The sequence below is a fragment of the Actinoallomurus sp. CA-142502 genome, from assembly GCF_050936355.1.
In the GTDB taxonomy this organism is placed as follows: domain Bacteria; phylum Actinomycetota; class Actinomycetes; order Streptosporangiales; family Streptosporangiaceae; genus Actinoallomurus; species Actinoallomurus iriomotensis.
Map to the genome: position 1 here is coordinate 3,271,253 of NZ_JBNJMY010000001.1, position 19,594 is coordinate 3,290,846.

At 72.0% G+C, this 19,594-nt stretch carries 23 protein-coding genes; 17 read left to right on the forward strand and 6 right to left on the reverse strand.

Annotated features, from left to right (window positions below; all coding sequences use genetic code 11):
• Position 1: 1 nt before the first annotated feature.
• Entirely contained in the window at positions 2–235 is a 234-nt protein-coding gene (locus tag ACQEV1_RS15895) for an Lrp/AsnC family transcriptional regulator (RefSeq protein ID WP_285571319.1), read from the reverse strand.
• Positions 236–298: 63 nt separating this feature from the next.
• Here ACQEV1_RS15895 and ACQEV1_RS15900 point away from each other — a divergent pair, with 63 nt between their 5' ends.
• The 3 genes from ACQEV1_RS15900 (at position 299) to thiD (ending at position 2,736) form a co-directional block, all read left to right on the forward strand.
• A complete protein-coding gene (locus ACQEV1_RS15900) occupies positions 299–1,207 on the forward strand; it encodes a thiamine-phosphate kinase (protein WP_285618882.1) in 909 nt (302 codons plus the stop codon).
• 171 nt (positions 1,208–1,378) lie between these two features.
• Positions 1,379–1,927, forward strand: a complete 549-nt coding sequence (locus ACQEV1_RS15905) for a cellulose binding domain-containing protein (RefSeq protein WP_285617791.1) — start codon at positions 1,379–1,381, stop codon at positions 1,925–1,927.
• A 20-nt stretch (positions 1,928–1,947) separates the two neighbouring features.
• A complete protein-coding gene (thiD, locus tag ACQEV1_RS15910) occupies positions 1,948–2,736 on the forward strand; it encodes a bifunctional hydroxymethylpyrimidine kinase/phosphomethylpyrimidine kinase (protein ID WP_433394573.1) in 789 nt (262 codons plus the stop codon).
• Positions 2,737–2,851: 115 nt separating this feature from the next.
• Here the strand turns inward: thiD and ACQEV1_RS15915 are convergent, their stop codons facing one another.
• Positions 2,852–3,343 carry a metallophosphoesterase family protein gene (locus ACQEV1_RS15915; RefSeq protein WP_285617788.1) on the reverse strand — a complete coding sequence of 164 codons (492 nt, stop codon included), beginning with the start codon at positions 3,341–3,343 and terminating at the stop codon, positions 2,852–2,854.
• Positions 3,344–3,570: 227 nt separating this feature from the next.
• Here ACQEV1_RS15915 and ACQEV1_RS15920 point away from each other — a divergent pair, with 227 nt between their 5' ends.
• Complete coding sequence (locus ACQEV1_RS15920; protein WP_433394574.1) at positions 3,571–4,878, forward strand: tetratricopeptide repeat protein; 1,308 nt, start codon at positions 3,571–3,573, stop codon at positions 4,876–4,878.
• A 121-nt stretch (positions 4,879–4,999) separates the two neighbouring features.
• On the opposite strand, the gene rpmB is transcribed toward ACQEV1_RS15920, so the two are convergent.
• Complete coding sequence (gene rpmB, locus ACQEV1_RS15925; protein ID WP_285569164.1) at positions 5,000–5,197, reverse strand: 50S ribosomal protein L28; 198 nt, start codon at positions 5,195–5,197, stop codon at positions 5,000–5,002.
• 220 nt (positions 5,198–5,417) lie between these two features.
• On the opposite strand from rpmB, the gene ACQEV1_RS15930 reads away from it, so the two are divergent.
• The 3 genes from ACQEV1_RS15930 (at position 5,418) to ACQEV1_RS15940 (ending at position 10,039) form a co-directional block, all read left to right on the forward strand.
• A complete protein-coding gene (locus ACQEV1_RS15930; protein WP_285617786.1) occupies positions 5,418–6,977 on the forward strand; it encodes a DAK2 domain-containing protein in 1,560 nt (519 codons plus the stop codon).
• An 85-nt stretch (positions 6,978–7,062) separates the two neighbouring features.
• Positions 7,063–9,270: an ATP-dependent DNA helicase RecG gene (gene recG, locus ACQEV1_RS15935; protein WP_433394575.1), complete on the forward strand. Its 2,208-nt coding sequence runs from the start codon at positions 7,063–7,065 to the stop codon at positions 9,268–9,270.
• Between the two features lie 172 nt (positions 9,271–9,442).
• Positions 9,443–10,039: a HEAT repeat domain-containing protein gene (locus ACQEV1_RS15940; protein WP_285617783.1), complete on the forward strand. Its 597-nt coding sequence runs from the start codon at positions 9,443–9,445 to the stop codon at positions 10,037–10,039.
• A 19-nt stretch (positions 10,040–10,058) separates the two neighbouring features.
• Here ACQEV1_RS15940 and ACQEV1_RS15945 read toward each other — a convergent pair whose 3' ends face one another.
• Positions 10,059–10,694, reverse strand: coding sequence for an O-methyltransferase (locus tag ACQEV1_RS15945; RefSeq protein ID WP_433394576.1), 636 nt, complete (start codon positions 10,692–10,694; stop codon positions 10,059–10,061).
• A 56-nt stretch (positions 10,695–10,750) separates the two neighbouring features.
• Between ACQEV1_RS15945 and ACQEV1_RS15950 the strand changes: the two genes are divergently transcribed.
• Positions 10,751–11,365: a TetR/AcrR family transcriptional regulator gene (locus tag ACQEV1_RS15950; RefSeq protein ID WP_433394577.1), complete on the forward strand. Its 615-nt coding sequence runs from the start codon at positions 10,751–10,753 to the stop codon at positions 11,363–11,365.
• Between the two features lie 52 nt (positions 11,366–11,417).
• On the forward strand, positions 11,418–11,996 hold the full coding sequence (locus ACQEV1_RS15955; protein ID WP_433394578.1) for a hypothetical protein: 579 nt from the start codon (positions 11,418–11,420) through the stop codon (positions 11,994–11,996).
• Here the strand turns inward: ACQEV1_RS15955 and ACQEV1_RS15960 are convergent.
• Complete coding sequence (locus tag ACQEV1_RS15960; RefSeq protein WP_433394579.1) at positions 11,943–13,463, reverse strand: MDR family MFS transporter; 1,521 nt, start codon at positions 13,461–13,463, stop codon at positions 11,943–11,945. The two genes, ACQEV1_RS15955 and ACQEV1_RS15960, sit on opposite strands and share 54 nt — an antisense overlap.
• Positions 13,464–13,590: 127 nt before the next feature.
• Here ACQEV1_RS15960 and ACQEV1_RS15965 point away from each other — a divergent pair, with 127 nt between their 5' ends.
• Positions 13,591–14,322 carry a TetR/AcrR family transcriptional regulator gene (locus ACQEV1_RS15965; RefSeq protein WP_433394580.1) on the forward strand — a complete coding sequence of 244 codons (732 nt, stop codon included), beginning with the start codon at positions 13,591–13,593 and terminating at the stop codon, positions 14,320–14,322.
• A gap of 72 nt (positions 14,323–14,394) precedes the next feature.
• Here the strand turns inward: ACQEV1_RS15965 and ACQEV1_RS15970 are convergent, their stop codons facing one another.
• Positions 14,395–15,054 (reverse strand): hypothetical protein, encoded by a 660-nt coding sequence (locus ACQEV1_RS15970; protein ID WP_285617774.1) that lies wholly within the window; start codon positions 15,052–15,054, stop codon positions 14,395–14,397.
• A gap of 222 nt (positions 15,055–15,276) precedes the next feature.
• Between ACQEV1_RS15970 and rsmD the strand changes: the two genes are divergently transcribed.
• The 7 genes from rsmD to ACQEV1_RS16005 all read left to right on the forward strand — a co-directional run bounded on the left by rsmD (position 15,277) and on the right by ACQEV1_RS16005 (position 19,568).
• The gene (gene rsmD, locus ACQEV1_RS15975; protein ID WP_433394581.1) at positions 15,277–15,843 is read left to right on the forward strand and encodes a 16S rRNA (guanine(966)-N(2))-methyltransferase RsmD; all 567 of its coding nucleotides are present in this window, start codon (positions 15,277–15,279) and stop codon (positions 15,841–15,843) included.
• A 27-nt stretch (positions 15,844–15,870) separates the two neighbouring features.
• Positions 15,871–16,350, forward strand: coding sequence for a pantetheine-phosphate adenylyltransferase (coaD, locus tag ACQEV1_RS15980; RefSeq protein ID WP_285569128.1), 480 nt, complete (start codon positions 15,871–15,873; stop codon positions 16,348–16,350).
• An 88-nt stretch (positions 16,351–16,438) separates the two neighbouring features.
• Positions 16,439–17,023, forward strand: coding sequence for a YceD family protein (locus tag ACQEV1_RS15985; protein ID WP_285617771.1), 585 nt, complete (start codon positions 16,439–16,441; stop codon positions 17,021–17,023).
• Between the two features lies 1 nt (position 17,024).
• Entirely contained in the window at positions 17,025–17,201 is a 177-nt protein-coding gene (gene rpmF / locus ACQEV1_RS15990; RefSeq protein ID WP_285569124.1) for a 50S ribosomal protein L32, read from the forward strand.
• 217 nt (positions 17,202–17,418) lie between these two features.
• Positions 17,419–18,135 (forward strand): ribonuclease III, encoded by a 717-nt coding sequence (gene rnc, locus ACQEV1_RS15995; protein WP_285617769.1) that lies wholly within the window; start codon positions 17,419–17,421, stop codon positions 18,133–18,135.
• Positions 18,136–18,145: 10 nt separating this feature from the next.
• Entirely contained in the window at positions 18,146–19,000 is an 855-nt protein-coding gene (mutM, locus tag ACQEV1_RS16000; protein WP_285617767.1) for a bifunctional DNA-formamidopyrimidine glycosylase/DNA-(apurinic or apyrimidinic site) lyase, read from the forward strand.
• Between the two features lie 289 nt (positions 19,001–19,289).
• Positions 19,290–19,568 carry an acylphosphatase gene (locus ACQEV1_RS16005; protein WP_285569116.1) on the forward strand — a complete coding sequence of 93 codons (279 nt, stop codon included), beginning with the start codon at positions 19,290–19,292 and terminating at the stop codon, positions 19,566–19,568.
• The last annotated feature ends 26 nt before the right edge of the window (positions 19,569–19,594 follow it).

Genomic DNA, 19,594 nt, shown 5'->3' on the forward strand with positions numbered 1-19,594 from the left:
GTCAGATGTGGACGATGGGGCAGGTCAGTGTGCGCGTGATCCCCTCCACCGACTGGATCGACGCGACGACGAGTTTGCCCAGCTCATCGACGTTGTTCGCCTCGGCGCGGACGATGACATCGTACGGGCCGGTGACGTCTTCGGCCAGGGTCACGCCCGGGATGCCGGAGATCTCACCGGCCACCTCGGCGGCCTTGCCGACCTCGGTCTGGATGAGGATGTAGGCCTGCACCATCACGTCCTCCCTGGGACTGCCAATCTGACGGTCACCGTACCGTGTCTTCACTGGAGGTGGGTCATCACCGTCGGCGAACTCGGCGAGTTCGGAATCATCGCACGGATCACCGCGCGTCTCGCACCCGGCCCCACCGTCGAGCTGGGACCGGGAGACGACGCCGCGATCGTCGCCGCGCCCGGCGGACGGGTGGTCGCGACCACCGACGTGCTGGTCGAGGGGCGCCACTTCCGCCGCGACTGGTCGCCGCCGTACGACATCGGCCGCAAGGCCGCCGCGCAGAACCTCGCCGACGTGGTCGCGATGGGCGCCCGGCCGACGGCGCTGCTCGTGGGCCTCGGCGTTCCTCCGGAGACCGACGTCGCCTGGGTGGAGGCCCTGTGCGACGGGATGCGCGACGAGTCGGCGGAGGTCGAGGCGTCGATCGCGGGCGGCGACATCGTCCGCTCCGACACCGTGCTGATCTCCGTGACCGCCCTGGGCGCGCTGGACGGCCCGCCGCTGACCCGCGCGGGCGCCCGTCCCGGCGACGTCGTCGCGGTCTGCGGCCGGCTCGGCCACGCACAGGCCGGCGTCGAACTGCTCGAACGCGGGCTGCGGGAGCCGGCCGGCCTCGTCGACGCCCATCGCCGCCCGCGCCCGCCGTACGCGGCGGGCCTGCGCGCCCGTGACCTCGGGGCCACCGCGATGCTCGACGTCAGCGACGGTCTCGTCCAGGACCTCGGGCACATCGCCGACGCGAGCGGCGTCCGGATCGAGCTGAGCGGCGACGCCGTACCCGGCCCGCCGGTGCCGGACGCGCGGCGGCTGGCGCTCACCGGTGGTGAAGATCACGCTTTCGCGGCGACATTTCCGCAGGAGACGGCGCTGCCCGCGGAATGGCAGGTCATCGGACGTGCGGTCGCCGGACCTGCGGGCGTCACGGTGGACGGGCGGCCGTACGGGACCGGCGGATGGGACCACTTTCTTTAACCAGATGGAACAGTTCTCCCTGTTGACGCCCCTCGTCTGGTAGGCATGACTGGTGTGCTTTTGGTATACATCCCGAGACCGGAGAGGGACGGGATGGGACGACACACCAAAGACGTGGAAGACGACGTTCCTGAGGAGGACGGCCCTCACAGGCACGGGAGGGTCGGCAAGGTGCCGCTCCTGCCGGCGGTCACCGGTGTCGTGGCGATCGGTGCGATCGTATCCGCGATCAGCACGCAGCAGATCTCACTGAACTTCGCCGGCGGGCCGCCACCGCCGGGCGACCAGTCGACGCAGCCGCAGGTCAGCGACTCGCCCTCGCCTCTGGGCCGCAGCCGCCGCACGGCGCGCGACGGCGACTCGTCGCTGATCCCGCGCGCGGGCGGCAGCCCGCGGGCGAGCCGGGGGAGCGGGCGTAGGACCGTCACCGTCGCCTACCGCACCCTCACGACGGGGGCGACCGGGTTCCGCGGCCAGGTGACGATCACCAATCACGCGAGCGCACCGGTCAGGGGATGGACGCTCATCCTGCGCTACCCGCAGGCCCAGATCCTGTCCGCGTGGGACGTGAAGGTGGTCCGCCGGGGCAACACCCTCGTCGCGGACAACCCCGCCGGCCATCCCTACATCGCGCCCGGAAAGTCGGTCAAGGTGTCCTTCGTCGCCACCGGTGCGGCGGCCCGGCCGTCCGGCTGCTCCTTCAACGGAAGCTCCTGCTGACCCGGCCGTACGCTTGGCCCATGACTCCTCCTCGCGTGCTGACGATCGCCGGATCCGACTCGGGCGGCGGAGCGGGCATCCAGGCCGACCTCAAGACGATGCTCGCCCTCGGCGTGCACGGCATGAGCGTCATCGCGGCGGTCACCGCCCAGAACTCCCTCGGTGTCCAGGGCTACTGGGAACTCCCTCCGGAGGCCGTGCGCGCCCAGCTCGACTCCGTGCTCTCCGACATCGGCGTCCAGGCCGTGAAGACCGGGATGCTCGCCTCGGCCGTTCTGGTCGAGACGGTCGCAGCCGTGCTGTCGGAGGTGACCGCACCGGTCGTCGTCGACCCCGTGGGCGTCTCGAAACACGGTGACGCACTGCTGGACCCCGGAGCGCTGGGCGCGGTCCGCACGGAGCTTCTCCCGCTCGCGACGGTCGTCACCCCGAACCTCTGGGAGGTCGAGCAGCTCACCGGAGTCAAGGTCGTCGCCGAGAGCGGGCTGCGCGAGGCGGCCGAGGCCGTACGCGCGCTCGGACCGCGATGGGCGCTCATCAAGGGCGGTCACCTGCCCGGAGAGCCGGTGGACCTGCTGTTCGATGGCACGCGCGAATACCGGTTCGCGGCGGAACGGCACGACAACCGGCACACGCACGGCACCGGCTGCACGCTCGCCTCGGCCATCGCCTCCCACCTCGCCCTCGGCCAGGACGTGGTGAGCGCGGTGGGGCGGGCCAAGGAGTACGTCACCGGGGCGATCGAGCACGGCTTCCCCCTCGGCGCCGGCATCGGCCCGGTCGACCACGGCTGGCTCCAGCGCCGCTGACCCGGAGACCTCCTGTGGTCATCCGGTCACGCCGTGCGGTCCCGCGTGGTCGGATTCGCCCGGCCACGCACGACTCCGGGGACGACCGGACCGCGCACCCCGCCCCGAGCGACGCTCAGGTCACCGGCACGATCTCGGCATCGAGGAGGCGGCCGTCCTCGACGTGGAGCAGGCCGATCGTGCCGTGCGGCTGCCGGCGGCGGTCGGTGGGGGAGCCGGGGTTGAAGACGCGGACGCCGTCGCCGGTCTCGTCCAGCGGAATGTGGGAGTGCCCGAAGACGACCAGCGCGGCCTCGGGAAAGCGGCGATGCATCCGCGCGGTGCGCCGGGCGGCCGGGCCGCTGTCGTGGATCATCGCCGTCGGCAGCCCGTCGAGGTCGAACTCCAGGGTCTCCGGCGCACCCCAGGCGGCGACCTCCGGACCGTCGTTGTTCCCCAGCACGACCTTCACCGGGGCGTACGCGGCCAGCTCGTCGAGCACCGAGGGAACGCACACGTCACCGGCGTGCAGAATCAGGTCCGCACCACGGAGGTGCTCGGCCACCGCGGGCGGACATTCCCGCCACCGCCGGGGTGCGTGCGTGTCGGAGATCGCCACCACTCTCACGCTCCCATCCTGCCCCGTGCGAACGGAACCATCGACCCGGGACCTGGAAGATCACCGGCGTTCGCCATCCGCGCGTTGCCGGGGATCACCTGTATCGCGGGCGTATCGAAAATCGCATATGCCACCGCAACACTCTTCCGATTTCAGTGGACGCACGGACCACAGCGGTCCGTGCCGATGGCATCGGGCCCCGGCTTCGAAGATGCGTTCACGAGAAGGAGAAGGCCGTGGCCAAGGACGGAGAATGGGACCGGCGTTCGCTGCTTCGGGGCGCCGCCGTGGTGGCCGGTGCCGCCGCAGCGGCGCCGCTGCTGGGCAATGCGGCCCCGGCGCGAGCCGCCAGCAGCAGTGATGCGGACGCGCTGTTCAAGGCCGGGAAGTTCGAGGAAGCCGGCCGCGCGTACGAGGAGATCCTGAAAACCGACCCCACGAACCTGAACGCGGCCCGCCAGCGCGGCTATGTCGGGCTACTGAGCAACCGGTTCCCCGAGGCCGAGAAGTACCTGACGATGGCCCTCAAGCTGGAGCCCGGCGACAAGCAGACCAACAAGCTCCTGGGCGACTGCTACATCCGGCAGGACAAGTACTCCCTCGCCGCACCATGCTGGCAAGCGACCGGCGACGAGGGCTACGCCAAATGGTTCGGGGCACTCAGCGGCGAGACTTATCAGATCAACGGCGACCTCGCGCAGCTGCCATTTCAGCAGATGGACCCGGAACCGCTGGTAGAGGTCTCGGTCAACGGCGGACCGACGAAGAACTTCTCGTTCTACACCGGCTCCCCGTGGCTGCAGATGACGGCGACGACCGCCAAGGAGGCCGGGCCGACCCCCGTGTACAAGCAGAAGAGCGACTTCGAAGGCCAGAGCATCTGGCAGTCCTACGGAGTGCTGGACTCGATCAAGCTGGGCGACATCGAAGTGCGGAACGTGCCGGTGGCGTGGTCGGAGTTGGAGTCGGGCGGAGACGTCCCCCCGGTGACCAACGACGGCATGATCGGCACGTGGTTCTTCTACCACTACCTGACCACTTTCGACTACGCGGGCCGGTCGCTGATCCTGCGCCGCCCGACCCCCGCGACGGCCAAGAAGGTACGTGCCAAGGCCAAGCGAGCGGGCGCCGCCCCCCTGCCGCTGTGGCTGGCGTTCGATCACATGGTGCACAGCACGGGCAGCATCGACGGCTCCGGAACACGGGTGATGGCCGTGAACCTCGGCGGGAACGGCGAGATCGCCGCGGGCATGCCCGGGGAAACGGCCGAGCAGTTCGGAATCCGCACCGACGAGGACCGCCCGCTCGAGACCGCCGCCCACAGCCACCCGGTCGTCGCCTACCCCTGTTACCCGAAGGAGGTCCGCCTAGGTGACGCCACCGCCAAGGAGGCCTACTGCAACGTGACCTCGCAAATGGCGCTCACCCAGCCCTGGGGGATCGACATCTGGGCCCACTTGTCCCACTGCTTCTACAAGCCTTACAACGTCACCCTCGACTTCACCGGCATGAACCTCTACATCGCCCGCGGTAAGGCCGGCTAACGGTTCTGTCGAGAGCTCGGACACAATGCCGAACGGCCGGCCCGTGTGGAGGGCCGGCCGTTCGCAACTGCCCGGTGAGAGCAGAGTCCGTGGTGGCGCAGGGGCGCCGACGAACGTGGTGTCAGCGCGCCGTGGGGCGGGTGACCTTGCCTGCCTTGATGCAGGACGTGCACGCGTTGATGCGCTTGGTGGTGCGGCCGACGACCGCACGCACCCGCTGGATGTTCGGGTTCCAGCGGCGAGGGGTGCGGCGGTGCGAGTGAGAGACCTGCATGCCGAACCCCGGCCCCTTGCCGCAGACGTCGCAGACGGAAGCCATGGATGCGCTCCAAAGGTTCGAGTGGGATGGCCCGGGATCGGGCGCTCGTCAAAGGAGGCCCGGACCGAGCCTTCGGTAGAGGATAGCCGACCTCGCCCCGTGGGTGCGAATCGCCGGGTTACCCAAGCCGCCCGGAGTCCGGTAAGTCTAGGGGCCGCCACGCGGCCGGACGGAGTTCCACCCGACACCCGTGTGGCCGACGATGACCATGGGAGGTGGCGTGGCAGACCTTCTCGACGCCGCGGGCGTACGGCGGTGGAGCCGGCTCGCGGCGGACGCCCTCGGCCGTACCCGCGCGGAGATCGACGCGCTCAACGTCTTCCCGGTGCCGGACGGTGACACCGGCACCAACCTCCACCTGACCGTGCTGGCGGCCTCCGAGGCGGTCGAGCGGCTGCCCGAAGACGCGGACGCCGCCTCGGCCTGGCGCGCCCTCGCCGACGGGGCGCTGATCGGCGCGCGGGGCAACTCCGGGGTGATCCTCAGCCAGATCCTGCGCGGCCTGGCCGAGATCCTGGGCGGCGGAGGCCGGCCGGCCGAGGCGCTGCGGCACGCCTCCCGGCTGGCCGACCGGGCGGTCGCCCACCCGGTCGAGGGCACGATTCTCAGCGTGCTCCGCGCGGCCGCGGACGCCTGCCCGGACGACGGCGCGCCGGGCGCGGTCGCCTGGGCCGTCGCCGAGCACGCGCGCGCCGCGCTCAAGGAGACGACCGGGCAGCTCGACGTGCTGGCCCGCAGCGGGGTGGTGGACGCGGGCGCGGCCGGGCTCTGCGTCATCCTCGAGACGCTCGCCGCCGTCGCCAGCGAGGAGTTCCCCCAGTCGTACGCGGTGCCGCGCCGCACGGCTCCCCGGGAGACGGCGTCCTGCGAGCCCGGGAGCGCGCCGGACGGCGGCGCCTACGAGGTGATGTTCCTCCTCGACGCCGGCGACCAGGAGGTCACCGAACTGCGCGCCGAGCTCGACCGGCTCGGCGACTCCCTCGTCGTGGTCGGCGGCGACGGCCTGTGGAACGTCCACGTGCACACCGACGACGCGGGCCCGGCGATCGAGGCGGCCGTCCGCGCGGGCCGTCCCCACGGGATCCGCGTGACCTACCTGCAGGCCCACGTGGACCGGCACGCGCGCACCGCCGGGCGCGGCGTCGTGGCGGTGACCCTCGGTGCGGGGCTGACCGCCCTGTTCGAGCAGCACGGCGCCCGTGCCGTACGCCGTGAGGCCGGCGGCCTGCCGTCGCCGGCCGAGCTGACCGCCGCGATCGTCCAGGCCGGTGACGAGGTCGCCGTGCTGCCGGGCGACCGGGCGGTCCTCGCGGTCGCCGAGGCGGCGGCGCAGCGCGCACGGGAGGACGGCGTTCGCGTCGCGGTCGTCCCGTCGCGCGCGTCGGTCCAGGGGCTCGCCGCGCTCGCCGTGCACGACCCGCTGCGGCGCTTCGACGACGACGTGATCGCGATGACGAGCGCGGCGGGCGCGACGCGGTTCGGCCGCCTCGAGACGGCGGAGGAGGAGGCCGTCACGAGCGCGGGCATCTGCCGTGCGGGCGACACACTCGGGCTCATCGACGACGACGTGGCCGTGATCGGCGCTGACCCGGCGGACGTGGCGACGCGGGTCCTGGAGCGGATGCTGTCCGGGGGCGGAGAGCTCGTCACACTGATCACCGGGGAGGCGGCCGGCGGCCTCGCCGACGCCGTACGGGAGCACCTGCGCAGGCCCGAGGTGGAGATCGTCGTGTACGAGGGCGGGCAGGAGCGCTACCCGCTGCTCATCGGCGTCGAGTGACTCGGGGGCGGTTCGGGAACGTCACGGCCCGGGAGCCGGTAGAACTGTCGGTACCTGGCTGTTGGATGGCTGGAGGAAGGGTTCCGTGACGATTTTCGAGCAGCCACTGGTCAAGGCGGTGGGGGCCAAGGCGGCCAAGAGGCTCGCCGCCCTCGACCTGGAGACCGCCGGTGATCTGCTGCGCCACTATCCGCGGCGCTATGCCCAGCGCGGTGAGCTGACCGACCTCGACAGCCTCGCCGAGGGCGAGTACGTCACGGTCCTGGCCGAGGTCGAGAAGATCCAGGGACGCAAGATCAGCAAGCGGCCCGGATACCTGCTCGAGGTCACCGTCACCGACGGCCGCGGCCTGCTCACCCTCACGTTCTTCGGCAAGGGCGCCTACATACCCGAGCGCGAGCTGCCGCCGGGCACCCACGGGCTGTTCGCCGGAAAGGTGTCGTTCTTCGGCTCTGGCCGCCACCTCAAGCGGCAGCTCGTCCACCCGGAGTACAAACCGCTCGCCGGCGGTGACCTCACCGGCGCGGCCCGCGAGTTCGCCGAGGAGCTGATCCCCGTCTACCCGGCGGCCAAGGGAGTGACCTCCTGGCAGATCGCCGACTGCGTGCGCATCCTCCTCGACGCCGCCGACCTCGGCGACGACGCCCTGCCCGAGCACGTGCGCAGACGCCACCGGCTCATCGGGCTGTCCGAGGCATACCAGGGCATCCACCGGCCGCGGGACATGGCCGAGGCGGGGCGGGCGCGCAAGCGGCTCAAGTGGGACGAGGCGTTCGTGCTGCAGACCGCGCTGGCCCGGCGGAGGCGCGCGGCGGCCGAGCTGGCCGCGACGCCCCGGCCGCCGGCCGCCGGGGGGCTGCTCGCCGCGTTCGACGCGCGGCTGCCGTTCGATCTGACCGAGGGCCAGCGCGCCGTCGGCGACGAGATCGCGGCCGACCTGGCCCGCACCCACCCGATGCACCGGCTGCTCCAGGGCGACGTCGGCGCGGGCAAGACGGTCGTGGGCCTGCGCGCGATGCTGCAGGTGGTGGACGCCGGCGGGCAGGCGGCGCTGCTCGCGCCGACCGAGGTGCTGGCCCAGCAGCACCACCGCTCGATCGTCGCGATGCTCGGGCCGCTCGCCCAGGCGGGGCAGCTCGGCGGCGCCGAGCACGCCACGCGCGTCGCCCTGCTGACCGGCTCCCAGGGCGCCAAGGCGCGCCGTGCGGGCCTGCTCGACGCGGCCTCGGGCTCGGCCGGCATCGTCGTCGGCACGCACGCGTTGCTCCAGGAGCACGTGCAGTTCGCCGACCTGGGTCTCGTCGTGATCGACGAGCAGCACCGCTTCGGCGTCGAGCAGCGCGACGCGCTGCGCGAGAAGGCCACCGGCGGCCGCCCGCACGTCCTCGTCATGACCGCGACGCCGATCCCGCGCACGGTCGCGATGACCGTCTACGGCGACCTGGACACCTCGGCGCTGACCCAGCTGCCCGCCGGCCGTTCGCCGATCGCCACGCACGTCGTGCCGTCCGGCAACCGCGCCTACTGGGACCGCGCCTGGGAGCGCATCCGCGAGGAGGCGGCCAAGGGGCGCCAGGCGTACGTCGTGTGCCCGCGCATCGGCGACGAGGAGCCCTCCTCCTCCTCCTCCTCACCGGACGACGTCCCCGAAGACGGCCCGGAGGACGACGGCGCACGGCGGCCGCCCCTGGCGGTGCTCGACGTCGCGCCCAAGCTGACCGAGGGCCCGCTGCACGGCCTGCGGCTCGACGTGCTCCACGGCCGGATGCACCCGGACGAGAAGGACGCGGTGATGCGCCGGTTCGCGGCGGGCGAGCTGGACGTCCTGGTCGCCACCACGGTGATCGAGGTCGGCGTCGACGTGCCCAACGCCACGGTCATGGTCGTCATGGACGCCGACCGGTTCGGGGTCTCCCAGCTTCACCAGCTGCGCGGCCGGGTCGGGCGCGGCCGGCACGCGGGCCTGTGCCTGCTGGTCACCGACGCGGTGGAGGAGTCCAAGGCCCGCGAGCGCCTCGACGCGGTCGCCTCGACGCTCGACGGGTTCGAGCTGTCCCGCATCGACCTGGAGCAGCGGCGCGAGGGCGACGTGCTCGGCGAGAGCCAGTCCGGCCGGCGGTCGAGCCTGCGGCTGCTCACGCTGCTGCGCGACGAGGAGATCATCAAGGAGGCCCGCGCCGAGGCGACCACGCTCGTGGAGGCCGATCCGGAGCTGCGCGACCATCCCGCGCTGGCGGCCGAGCTGGCCACGCTCGTCGACGAGGAGCGCGCGGAGTACCTCGAGAAGGCCTGAGTTCCCTACCAATTCGATTGACATTAGAGGTTTCCTGGTTCACGATCGAGGATGTGTACCGGAGAGATCCGCTGATCGCACGCCTCCACGTCGACCTCCGACGGCAGGCCAGCTCGCTGTGTCGCCGCTGATCGCCCCGCGCCCGATCGCCACATCCGCTCCGGAGGATCATGTGACCGTCGTCGACCTGCCCGTGGGTCATGCACTCGGCGAGGAGGCCGGCAACCGGCTGGCCCACGCCCTCACCGACACGGACGCCGGCGTACGCCGCGCCGCCGCCGACGCCCTCATCGACGAGACCGAGGTGCTGATCGGCGAAGAGGGCGTCCGCGCCCTCGTCGCCGCCGAGTCCGACGGCCCCGACCCGTACGTCCGCGCCGTCGCCGCCGAACTCGTCCGCGCCATGCGTGCCGCCGCCTGGGAGATCTACGCCCGGGCCCTGAGCCGTGAGGACGCCGCACGGGCGCAGACCGTCCGCGGCCTCGCAGCGCTCCGCGCCGCCGCCGAACTGGGCGAGGTGGCGCTGACCGACCCCGACTGGCGCGTGCGCCGGCGGGCCGTGACCGCGCTCGGCGGCCTGGACAGCCGTGAGGCGATCGGCCCGCTGACGAGCGTGCTGGAAGATGAGATCGTGTCCGTCCGCCGGAGCGCGGTGCGGGCGCTGGGCACCTGGGCGGCGGACCGCCACTACGCCCGTACGGCGCTGACCGCCGCCCTGAAGGACCCGGACGCGGGCGTGCGCGCCGAGGCGCGCTGGGCCCTGGCCTGACGGTCCGCCGCCGGGGCGGTCAGGCCGCCCGGCAGCTGACCTCCATGCCGTCCTCCACCGGGAAGGCCACGCTGACGTAGCCGTTCGCCGGATCCCGCACGTACGCGAGGTAGCCGGCCATGCTCGCCTGGTCGATGTCGTCCGCCACGACCAGTGCGCCGGGTGCGAGCCGGGGTTCGAGCAGCCGCAGCACCGGCAGGCACAGGTCCTTCCAGCCGTCGAGCAGGACGACGCCGATCGGCCCGGGCACGTCCGCCAGCGTTTCGAGGGCGTCTCCGGTGAGGACGGTCGTCGCGCCGGAGAGCCCCGCCTCCTCCAGGTTGGCGCGCGCGGCGGCGACCTTGGCCGCGCTCATCTCGGTGCCGAAGACCCGCCCGGCGCCGTTGTCGGCGACGGCGGCGGCGAGGCAGATCGTGGAGATCCCGAACGACGTGCCGAACTCCACGACGGTTTCCGGTCGGCAGGCCCGGACGAGCGCGTAGAGGAGCTCGCCGCCCGGCCGCGAGATCGGCATGTAGAGCTCCTCGCGTGCGTCGGCGAGCTCCTGCGCGGTGCCGGACGTGCGGCCGACCGGGCGCTCGTCGTCGCGGCTCGCCTCGGCGAACAGCCGGTCGAGCGTCTTGTCGACCCGTGGTGTGTGAAGGGTGATCGTCATGGCGGCTAGAGTAGACGCGACGGTGCGTCTTGTCTAGCGTTCGTTAGAGTACGGACATGAGCGAGGGCGGGCCGTCCCGTACGGCACACCATGGCAACCGGCACGGACGCAGCGAGCAGGCGCGCCAGGCCGTGCTGGAGGCGGCCGACGACCTGCTGGTCGAACGCGGGTTCGCGGGCGTCACGATCGAGGGCATCGCGGCACGGGCCGGCGTGGCCAAGCAGACCATCTACCGCTGGTGGTCCTCCAAGGTCGACGTCCTGATCGAGGCGTTCGTCGACGACATGGCCCAGTATCTGACGCCGTCCGACGAGGGCGACCTCGAACACCGGCTGCGCACCCACCTCAGCCGGTCGGCGCGCTTCCTGACCCGGACCGCCCCGGGCGCCGTCTTCCGCGCGCTGGCCGGGCAGGCCCAGCACGACCCGGAGGTGGCCGCCCGGTTCCGCGCCGAGTGCCTGGGCCCGCAGCGGGCCCTCGACCGCCTGCCCCTGGAGCGGGCCGTCGAGCGCGGCGAGCTCCCCCCGGACACCGACCTCGACTTCGCCGTCGACCAGCTCGTCGGCCCGCTGTACTACCGCGTGCTGGTGACCGGGCATCCGGTGCCGGAGGAGTTCACCGACGCTCTCGTCGAACGCTTCCTCGCGCTGAGCCGGCTACCGATTCAGTGATCGTCGGCGCGGGGCATGGCAGGGAACGGACGGTTGCCGATACCCTCCCGCAGTGGAGCAGAAGAGCGACTTCCGGCTTCCCGTCGCCGCCGCGCCCGCGTACCTGACCGCCACGGTCGCGGCCGTCTCGGCCGCAGGGGCCCTCGTCGTCCTGGTCATGGTGGGGTACCTCGTGGCCACGATGAACCGGCTCTCCCGCGAACCCTCCACCACGATCGTGTTCGTCTTCTTCCCCGTGCTCGCCTTCGGACTGCTCGCCTCCGCGGCCGTGATGGCGGTGCTCGCCCGCGGTGAGTTCCGGCTGTTGCGCGACCCGCCCGTCTTCACCGCCGACGGCCTGCGGCTGCGGGTCTTCGCCCGCCGTGGCTACGACGTCTTCGTCCCCTGGGAGCGCGTGGCGCGGCTGCGCATCGCCGACGAAGGACCCCGGCCCTTCCTGGTCGTGGACGTGCCCGGCGCGGAGGACCTCATCGGCGACGACCCCGGCAAGGCCGAGCGCATGCGCCGGACCGCCGAGCGGTTCGAGGGCGCCGCGTTCGTGTACGGGCTGCGCGGCGCCCTCATCCACGCCGAGGACCTAGACGCGGTCGTCGAGCGGCTCAGCGACGGCGCCGTCGCCCTCGACTACTGAGAGACCGTCGCGGGGGCGGCCGGGGATCAGCGCGATCGGGACGAGCGCGACCGCCGCGATGGCCAGGGCCCACCAGAAGCCGTGCGCGAAGGCGTGCGCCAGGCGCGTGAGGGCGTCCGGCGTACGGACCGCGGCGGCCGACGCGACGCTGCCGCCCGTGGCCGGGAACCCGCGCCGGAGGTAGATCTGCAGGGCGACCGCCAGCGCCGCGACGCCGAACGAACTGCCCACGCGGACCACGATGTTGCTCGCCGCCGTGGCGGCCGGGACCGCCGCGCGATCGAGCCGCTGGTACGCCGCGGCCATCAGCGAGGGCATCATCGTGCCCTGTCCCAGCCCGACCACGAAGATCGCGAGAGCCGGCGCGAGCGTGCCGGTGTGCGCGTCGAGCCGGGTGAAGAAGGCCAGCCCGGCCAGGACGAGGACCAGTCCGGCCAGGGCGGGCAGCCGGGACCCGGCGCGGTCGGTCAGGCGTCCGGCGACCGGCATCGTGATCATCGCGCCGATGCCCATCGGGGCGAGCAGGAGCCCGGCGCGCAGCGGCGTGTCGCCGCGCACGGCCTGGAAGAACACCGGTGAGGTGAACATCACGCCGAACACCGCGGCGACGTAGACGAACATCGCCGTGACGGACGTCGTGAAGGCACGGTCGCGGAACAGCCCCAGGTCCACCAGCGCGCGCTCGCGTCGCCGCAGCGCGTGAGCGGCGAACGCGGCGATCAGCGCGGCGCCCGCCGCCACCCACCCGTACACGCGAGGGTCGCTCACCCCGTGCCCGCCGCCGGCCTGCGCGAGCCCGTACACCAGCGCGGCCAGACCGGGGGAGAGCAGCACGAGCCCGAGCATGTCGAGGCGCGCGTCCCGTACACGCTCGGTGTCGGCGGGAAGCCAGGCGAACGCCGCGGCGAGGGCGACCGCGCAGACCGGGACGTTGATGAAGAACATCCAGCGCCACGCGAGGTCGTCGACCAGGATCCCGCCGAGCACCGGCCCGACCACCGGGCCGAGCATCGCCGGCACCGCGACGACGCTCATCACCCGGCCCATCCGCCGCGGGCCCGCCTTGGCGGCCAGCATCGTCTGCCCGACCGGCATCAGCATGCCGCCCCCGACGGCCTGGACCACCCGGAACGCGATCAGGCTGCCCACGGACCAGGCGGCCCCGCACAGCACCGAGCCGGTGATGAAGAGCACCAGCGAGGCGATCCACATGGTCCGGCCGCCGAAGCGCCGGACCGCCCAGCCGGTGACGGGGATCGTCACGGCGAGAGCCAGCGTGTACGCGGTGAGCACCCACTGGATCGTGGACAGCGACGTGTGGAAGTCGCGGCCGAGCGTGTTGACCGCGACGTTGACGATCGTCGAGTCGAGGATCGTCATGATCGCGCCGAGCACGACCACGACCGCCAGCCGCCGCAGTTCCGGATCGAGGCCGGTCTCCGCCGGCCGGCCGGATCGTGCCGTCATCCCGCCTCCATGAGGTCCGTACGGCGTATCGATTCTCCGTACACCGTAGCACCTTGGCCGTACGGCGTATCGGTTATTCGTACGGCGTATCGAAGAGGTGCTACGGCGTACGGGTACGATCCCGAGCGTGACATCCGGAACCGGTGAGCAAGGGGAGCGCGACGACGAGCACGTGCCGATCTGGGCACGTCAGCGCGGGCGGCGAGCGAGCACCCTCACCCGTGAGGCGATCGTCGAGGCGGCCATGGAGATCGCCGACGCCGAGGGCGCCGACGCCGTGTCGATCCGCCGGGTCGCGGCCGCGCTCGGCGCGCGCACGATGAGCCTCTACACCTACATCGACAGCAAGAACGACCTGTTCGACCTCATGGCCGACCAGGTGGCCGGCGAGGTGCTGATCACCGACGAGCTGCCCTCCGGCTGGCGGGAGGCGATCACCGTGATCGCCCGGCGCGAGCGAGAGGTCGGCCTCCGGCATCCCTGGATCGTCGACATGGCGAAACACCGGGCGCACGCCATGGTCGGGCCCAACCTCCTACGTCACCTGGACCAGGCGCTCGGGGCCCTGGCCGGCCTCAAGCTCGAACCGCGCGAGGCCCTCAAGGTCATGGAGGCCGTCGACGACTACATGTTCGGCTTCACCGCCCGCGAGGCACGCGAACGCGAGATCACGCGTCGCGCCGGCCCCGACGAGGCCGACCGCTGGTCGGCCTTCCAGCCGTACCTGCGGGAGCTGATCGACAGCGGCGAGTTCACGAGCATCGCGCCGTTGCTCCGGGGCGACGTCCAGGCCGCCGAGTCCGACTTCGAACAGGGGCTGCGCTGGCTGCTCGACGGCATCGAGCGCGAGTACACCTAAGGCCGCCGAGAACGCCGAAGGGCGCCCCCGTCGCATGCGGGGACGCCCTCAGGGCCTGTCTCAGGGCTTGAGTCAGGCGTCGCGGCCGAACCGGAAGCGGGAGCCGGCGACGCCGGCCGCTCCGGTCAGCACGGCGGTGGCGCCGAGCAGCGCGAGCGCCCCGATCGGGCCGCCGGTGAACGGCAGGGAGCCGCCGACGACCGTCAGGGCGTTCGTCGCGGGAGCGGCGGCGCCGGGCGGGGCCGCCTCCGGCGGCGTGGGGTTGCCGACCGGCGGGGCCGGCGGCGGCGTCGGCGGACCGGGCGGGATCGGGCTCGGCGGAGCCGGCACCGGCCCGCACTGCTGCGGCGGGTGGGCGCACAGGTGGAGGCTCACGTTCGCCCGGACGCCGTCGGTCGACGCCTTGACCGACGTCTTCAGGCCCGCCTTCAGCTCGGGGCCGGAGTGGCCGGGCTTGTCGCCGCCGCCGGACCGCTGCGGGGCGCCCAGCCGTACGCGCACCGGAAGGTCCACCCGGAGGGCAGGCTTCGCGGAGCTCCGCGTGCCGGACGTCGTCTGCTTGACCACCCCGTCGACGGTCTTGGTCACGCCGTCGACGGTCTTGCCCAGCGGGCCGGGCAGATCGAGGGAGAGGTTCGGCCCGCCGGTCTCGGCCTGGGCCATGCCGCTCATGGCGGTGAAGCCCAGGACCGTCACACCGGCGGTCGTGGCCAGTCTCGTGCGTTTTCGCATACAGGGATCTCCAGGTCGGGAGGGCCGTCCGCGGAGGTGACGCCCCCATCACCGCATGTCTCGGGAGGGAGGCCCGAGGAGCGCCTGCCGTACGGTCAGCGATTAGTTTGTCACGACAAGTAGCTTTTTAAAATTGCTTTGACGGCGATCTGTCAATAATTCACAGCGCTCCGTGGTCGGCGGGTGAACCGGGAGGCCGGCCCGCTGGGCCACACTGAGTGCGTGACCCGAGTCATCGCAGGAACCGCCGGCGGCCGGCGGCTCACCGTGCCCACCGGCCGCGACACCAGGCCGACCAGCGACCGCGCGCGGGAAGGACTGTTCGCGACCGTCCACTCGCTGCTCGGCGACCTCGACGGCCTGCGGGCGGCCGACCTGTACGCCGGGTCCGGCGCGGTCGGTCTGGAGGCGCTGTCCCGCGGCGCCGCCCACGTCCTCCTCGTCGAGTCGTCGCCGCGCGCAGCCAGGGTGATCAGGGCCAACGTCGAGGCCCTCGGCCTGCCCGGCGCCGAAGTGGTCGCCGACCGCGTCGAGCGGGTGCTGCGGCAGCCTCCGGCGGAGCCGTACGACCTGGTCTTCGCGGACCCGCCGTACGCCGTGGCCGACGACACCGTGACGCTCGTGCTCGAGGCGCTGCGCGACAACGGCTGGCTCGCGCCCGGCGCCCTCGTCGCCGTCGAACGCGCCACCCGGGGCGCGCCTGTCACCTGGCCGTCCGGGTATACCGAGAGCAGGGCCCGTCGTTACGGTGAGGGCACGCTTTGGTACGGTCACGCCGCAGGCCACTGACGACTTCCTGCAGAGGGGACTCACCTCGTGCGCCGTGTTGTCTGTCCGGGTTCCTATGACCCCGTCACCAATGGGCATCTCGACATCATCAGCCGCGCGTCGCGCCTCTACGACGAGGTCGTCGTCGCCGTACTCATCAACATCTCCAAGAAGAGTCTCTTCACCGTCGAAGAGCGCGTCGACATGATCGGCGAGGTCACGAAGGAGTACGGCAACGTCACCGTCGAGAAGTTCCACGGGCTGACCGTCGACTTCTGCCGCGAGCGCGGCATCCCGGTGATCGTCCGTGGCCTGCGCGCGGTCAGCGACTTCGACTACGAGCTGCAGATCGCCCAGATGAACCACCAGATGGCCGGCGTCGAGACGATGTTCATGGCCACCAATCCGCTTTACTCCTTCCTGTCATCCAGCCTCGTCAAGGAGATAGCGCAGTACGGTGGAGACGTGTCCGGACTGGTGCCCGAGTCCGTGCAGCAGCGGCTCGCCCGCCGTTTCGCGGAGTCCTGACCGGCGGCTGAACCACCGCCGAGTTGGGGATGCGGGCCCGCGTTCGGTAACCTAACCAATCGACCTTGCCCGACGGCGGTGATGCGCCATGCCTCACGGAAGCAGGAACGACCTGACACGCATCGATCCCCGCGACCCCTTCGTGATCGACACGCGCACGCTGGGGCGCCGGCCGGGATCGATGCGCAAGGACTCCTACACCGTGCCGGCTCCGGCGGATCTCGGCGTCGAGATGGTCGGTGTTCCCGAGGGCGCCGACGTCGAGCTGGACATCCGGCTCGAGGCGGTGTTGGAGGGCGTACTCATCACGGGTACGGCGCGGGCCGCTCTCTCCGGAGAGTGCGCGCGCTGCCTGGATCCGCTCACCTCGTCGATCGAGGTCGAGTTCCAGGAGCTCTACGTCTACGACGACACTCGCTCCGGCGAGAACGCCGGAGACGACGAACGCCGTCTCGAGGGAGATCTGATCGATCTCGAGCCGGTCGTCCGGGACGCGATGGTGCTCGCACTGCCGCTGTCCCCACTGTGCCGGGACGACTGTCCCGGACTGTGCTCGGACTGCGGGGTCCGGCTGGCCGACGCCGAGCCGGATCACCACCACGACGCCGTCGACCCCCGGTGGGCGGCATTGCAGGGCATGTTGGATCAACGACAAGAAGACCAGGAGGGCTGACGTGGCCGTACCCAAGCGGAAGAAGTCGCGCAGCAACACGCGGCACCGTCGCTCGCAGTGGAAGACTCAGGCGCCCACGCTCGTGCGCTGCCCGCAGTGCCGCGACGAGAAGCTGCCGCACACCGCGTGCCCGACCTGCGGCACCTACAACCGCCGTCAGGTCATCGACGTGGCCTGAGAGCCTGTCCGGGCCTCTTCACGAGGCCTCTGACAGTCTCTGACGACGTTCTCGGGGGCGGCGGCGAGCCGCCCCCGCCCGTCTCGCGACGAAGACTCGCCCGAGGCCGTGGCGGACGCCGGGGGATGACCCGGCGTGCACCTCGCCCTCGCGGAACCTTCCGCGGAGGAAACATCGTGAATCCCGTCAATGGCGCCTCCCAGCCGGGGAGGACAGCATGAAGTCCGATCACTCGGTGACCGACCGCAGCGCACTCGAGGCCGCCCTCGGCGTGGCCCCCGACCCCGCGCTGCTCGAACGCGCTCTCACACACCGCTCGTTCGCGTACGAGAACGGCGGCCTGCCGACCAACGAGCGCCTGGAGTTCCTCGGCGACTCGGTGCTCGGCCTCATCGTCACCGACACCCTGTTCCGCGGCCACCCGGACCTGCCGGAGGGCCAGCTCGCCAAGCTGCGGGCCGCCGTGGTCAACATGCGGGCGCTCGCCGGCGTCGCCCGCCAGCTCGACCTCGGCGCCTACATCCGCCTCGGCCGCGGCGAAGAGGGCACCGGAGGCCGCGACAAGGCGTCGATCCTCGCCGACACGCTCGAGGCCGTGATCGGCGCTGTCTACCTCGACCAGGGCCTGAAGGCCGCCGACGCGCTCGTCCACCGGCTCTTCGACGCCCTGATCACCCGCTCGGCCAGCCTCGGCGCCGGACTCGACTGGAAGACCTCTCTGCAGGAGCTGACCGCCACCGAAGAACTCGGCGTGCCCGAATACCACGTCGAGGAGAGCGGCCCGGACCACCAGAAGAGCTTCCGTGCCGTCGTCTCGGTCGGCGGCGTGGAGTACGGCCGTGGCGAGGGACGTTCGAAGAAGGAGGCCGAGCAGCAGGCGGCCGAGGCGGCGTGGACGGCGATCCGCGAGCAGTCCGCGACCCGCCCCGAATAGGAGGCCGTCGTTGCCCGAGCTGCCCGAGGTCGAGGTCGTACGCCGGGGCGTCGAACGCTGGGTGGCGGGGCGGACCATCGAGTCCGCCACGGTCCTGCACCCGCGCGCGGCCCGGCGCCACGCCGAGGGCCCCTCCGACCTCGCCGCCCGCCTGACCGGCCGCGTGGTCTCCGGCGCGTGCCGGCGCGGCAAGTACCTCTGGCTGCCGGTCGGCGACGACGAGTCGCTCCTGGCCCACCTGGGCATGAGCGGCCAGCTGATCGTCGGCGAGTCGGACCGGCCGTACGAGAAGCACCTGCGCGCGCGGTTCACCTTCACCGACGGCGGGGCGGACCTGCGGTTCATCGACCAGCGCACGTTCGGCCACCTCATGCTGACCGAGACGACCGACGGCGTGCCCCTGCCGATCGCGCACATCGCCCCGGACCCTCTGGAGAAGGCGTTCGACGAGGAGGCGTTCTTCCGCGCGCTGCGGAGACGCCGCACGGGCATCAAACGCGCGTTGCTCGACCAGTCACTGATCAGCGGCGTCGGCAACATCTACGCCGATGAGGCGCTGTGGCGGGCCCGGCTGCACTGGGCCCGGCCGACGGAGACCCTGAACCGCTCGGAGGCCATGCGCGTGCTGGCGGCCGCCCGCGAGGTCATGGAGGCCGCCCTCCTGGCGGGCGGCACGTCCTTCGACAGCCTGTACGTCAACGTCAACGGCGAGAGCGGCTACTTCGAACGATCACTCAACGCGTACGGCCGCGAGGACGAGCCATGCCCACGCTGCGGCGACCCGATCCGCCGCGACGCGTTCATGAACCGCTCCTCCTACACCTGCCCCACCTGCCAGCCCCGCCCCCGCCGAGCCCGCTACTGAGCCTTCGGCCCACAACCGCCGGAACCAGTGTCGTCGATCAAGAAGCGGTTTCCGGGCGGCCCGGTACGGGCGTCCGGGTCCGGTCACGGGGCATCGGCCGGACGGGTTGCCGGGTTTCGCCCGGAGTGCTAATCGACGGCCCGTCCTGGCCGGCGGTCCGGACGAAACCCCGCTTACAGTCGGCGAAATCGCCGGTCAGGCGGCTGTACGGGATCGTTCCAATCCGCTCTCGCGCCCCGTGGGCGTCCGTGCGTGATCGGCTCCGTCGACGTGACTAGGATCCCGGAGGGTGGATGAGCAGACACGGCTGACCGCGTGGGTCCGCGGTCGCGTCCAGGGCGTCGGGTTCCGTTGGTGGGTACGTTCCAGGGCGCTTGAGCTGGGCCTCGCCGGCTCGGCGAGCAATCTGGCCGACGGGCGCGTCGAAGTGATCGCCGAAGGGGCGCGCACGGCCTGTGACGATCTGCTCGCGCTGTTGCGCGGCGGCGGCACTCCGGGAATGGTCACAGGCGTCGCCGAACGGTGGAGCGAACCCCGTGGGGATCTTAACGGGTTCATCGAACGCTGATCGTCCCCGGAAGTCTGCTAAACTCG

Excerpts from the sequence above, each read along its gene's own strand:
- ACQEV1_RS15895 (WP_285571319.1), bottom strand. The coding sequence starts at position 235 with ATGGTGCAGGCCTACATCCTCATCCAGACCGAGGTCGGCAAGGCCGCC.
- thiD (WP_433394573.1), top strand. The coding sequence starts at position 1,948 with ATGACTCCTCCTCGCGTGCTGACGATCGCCGGATCCGACTCGGGCGGC.
- rpmB (WP_285569164.1), bottom strand. The coding sequence starts at position 5,197 with ATGGCTTCCGTCTGCGACGTCTGCGGCAAGGGGCCGGGGTTCGGCATG.
- ACQEV1_RS15945 (WP_433394576.1), bottom strand. The coding sequence starts at position 10,694 with ATGACGATCACCCTTCACACACCACGGGTCGACAAGACGCTCGACCGG.
- ACQEV1_RS15950 (WP_433394577.1), top strand. The coding sequence starts at position 10,751 with ATGAGCGAGGGCGGGCCGTCCCGTACGGCACACCATGGCAACCGGCAC.
- ACQEV1_RS15960 (WP_433394579.1), bottom strand. The coding sequence starts at position 13,463 with ATGACGGCACGATCCGGCCGGCCGGCGGAGACCGGCCTCGATCCGGAA.
- ACQEV1_RS15970 (WP_285617774.1), bottom strand. The coding sequence starts at position 15,054 with ATGCGAAAACGCACGAGACTGGCCACGACCGCCGGTGTGACGGTCCTG.
- ACQEV1_RS15985 (WP_285617771.1), top strand. The coding sequence starts at position 16,439 with ATGCCTCACGGAAGCAGGAACGACCTGACACGCATCGATCCCCGCGAC.
- rnc (WP_285617769.1), top strand. The coding sequence starts at position 17,419 with ATGAAGTCCGATCACTCGGTGACCGACCGCAGCGCACTCGAGGCCGCC.